At 39.8% G+C, this 2,394-nt stretch carries 1 protein-coding gene; it reads right to left on the bottom strand.

The genetic code is table 11. From position 1 onward, the window contains the following. Nucleotides 1–102: 102 nt before the first annotated feature. The gene (gene ltrA, locus EI161_RS14000; RefSeq protein ID WP_192529875.1) at nt 103–1,788 is read right to left on the bottom strand and encodes a group II intron reverse transcriptase/maturase; all 1,686 of its coding nucleotides are present in this window, start codon (nt 1,786–1,788) and stop codon (nt 103–105) included. Nucleotides 1,789–2,394: the final 606 nt, after the last annotated feature.

The raw sequence follows: 2,394 nt of genomic DNA, 5'->3' as shown, positions 1-2,394 counted from the left end.
ATCGGGTAAAAGGGTTGTGTTGCCACAATCCTCTCCCCTAAGAACCGTACATGAAAGTTTCCCTTCATACGGCTCAAGCCTTTATAAACCCTCAAATGAGAGTCAGCTACTCATTCTGTAATCTTGGCTATGGGTTTGTCTGTGACAATTCAAATGGAGCATAACTAGATTCGTTACATTGTCACTACCACCATCAACTTTGCGTATTTTATGGTGGATATCCCATTTTTCATCTTGGGCTATCTTTAAGTTGCAGATAGGACAATTTCCCTCTTGGTTTTTCCATATTGAAGTCAACTTAGCCTTACCTTTTAAAGACTTTTTCATAAGACTCATTAAACGCTTATCAAAATAATCTTCCCATGTTGGGTCGAATGGATTTGCGTCACCTTTAATCTTTATATGCCTTTGAATGGATATCGAAGTCAGGTTAACCAACCTCAACCACTTGTTAGGCGTATTAAGACCAGTCTTTAAAATTTCGGCTGAAAACACCCAGTTTCGAGAGCCATAAGTATGAAAGTATTTATTTTTCACCCATGTACTACTTTTCTTTGGATGTCGTCTTTTTGACCATTGCCATAGTTGTTCCCAAATGAAATTGTCTATGCTACTAAAAACCTTAGAAGATACGATATGTCGATGGTAGTTAGCCCAACCTCGTAAAATAGGATTAAGCATTCTAATCAAATTTTCCGCTGTTGTTTGCTTATTACCATTCAAGATTTCTCGTATTTTTGTCTTAATGCTTTTGACGCTCTTGGTTGAAGGTTTAATAAGCACCTTTTCACCGTATCGCTTTACATTTTGACCTAAGAAGTCGAATCCCTCTGTTACATGAGTTATTTTTGTCTTTTCTTTTGACAAAGTTAAGCCACGAGACTTAAAGAACTCAACAACCGCAGGTTTGATTTCATATTCCAGTATCTCTTTCGTTCCACCAGTGATGATAAAATCATCGGCATATCTTACAAAGTTTACTTTAGCTACATTCTGACCTCTGCGAGTGGTGCGAGGAATTACTCCCTCGACTACCTTCTGAAGCCCATCTAGCGTCATATTTGCCAAAGTAGGTGAGATTATACCGCCTTGCGGAGTACCTTTTTCAGTTGCGAACAAGTTGCCTTTATCAACTACACCTGACTTTAGCCACTTTCCTAGAATAGTCTTATTCGTGGGAACATTGTCTATTAGCCATTCGTGTTTGATATCATCAAAACATGCAGAGATATCTCCCTCCAAAACCCAACGTGCAGAGCCTTTTTGGGATAGTATCTTAAAGCATTGCTCTATAGCGTCAGCAGTGCTACGAGCAGAGCGAAAACCGTATGAATTACTGTCTGCGAGTGTTTCTGAGACAGGTTCGAGTGCAAGTAGGTGTAACGCTTGCATAGCTCTATCTTTCATGGTCGGTATGCCCAATAGACGCTCTTTACCATTTGACTTAGGTATTGCTACTCTTTTTAATGGCAGAGGCTTATATCCATTGTGTTTTAACGAGTTAACGGCTTTCATTTTCGCAGCAGGGGTTGACCATGTTGTACCATCAACTCCTGCCGTATTTTTACCGCGATTTTCAGTCACTCTTTTGACTGCTAATGCTTTTGCAGAAAAAGAGCGAGTCAGTAGATGTTGTAATGATTTAACTTTACCCCATTTACCTTCTTGAGTTGCTTTTACGATACGCGCTTGATGCCTTTTAACCGCACAATTACACTTAGCCCAATTGATATCGTGCCAGTGCAAATGTTGGTCGATTGGTGCTCCTGAAACTCTCGTTCCATTCATCAGCTATTCCTATCTTAGAAGGTTTTTCAAACTATCTCGTAATTAAAGACCGCATGGAAGTCTGCTTGCTTTTGCAATAAGGTCATGTTTCAAACCTCTATCCCATTCATTACAAATAGGCATTCGCTTTTTCCACATTCTCATACCCTCTATTCTATAGCCCTTCCTTGCGGTTGGGTTTCCCTCAATGATTCAGGGAGAATATAGGGCTTACCATGTTCCATATTAAGGACTTATTTCGATTTAGACTCATTCTTTCAGCCAGCAGAGCAACGTCTATGTCAAAGATTCAGAGATTCCTTGAGCCTGTCTGCATACCTTTTGGTTCAAGCCTATCAGTATTTTTGGCTTGTTCTTGGTTATGACTTTTATCAAATGTTCACTTACGTTAGTCTTGTCGAAAATCCTAGCACCATGACCGATTAATACTATCAGTGCTTGACTACTTCCTCGCGGTTTTGTCTTGGCATTTCTGCTTGGCACATTGTTAGTGCAGCTTTGCACAAAACTGTTACCAGTTATGCACATGCACCTAGGATACTGTTCATAGAAAAACAGGTAATAATCTCAATTACCATCCTTAATACGACTTCATGTCGCACCTCT

The organism is Psychrobacter sp. FME5 (assembly GCF_014861375.1).
GTDB lineage: Bacteria > Pseudomonadota > Gammaproteobacteria > Pseudomonadales > Moraxellaceae > Psychrobacter.
Note: the sequence above shows the minus strand (reverse complement) of the source record. Positions and strands in the feature narration are given on the sequence as shown.

Bases quoted from the DNA above. Each gene is read 5' to 3' on its own strand.
- ltrA (WP_192529875.1), bottom strand. From the start codon at position 1,788: ATGAATGGAACGAGAGTTTCAGGAGCACCAATCGACCAACATTTGCAC.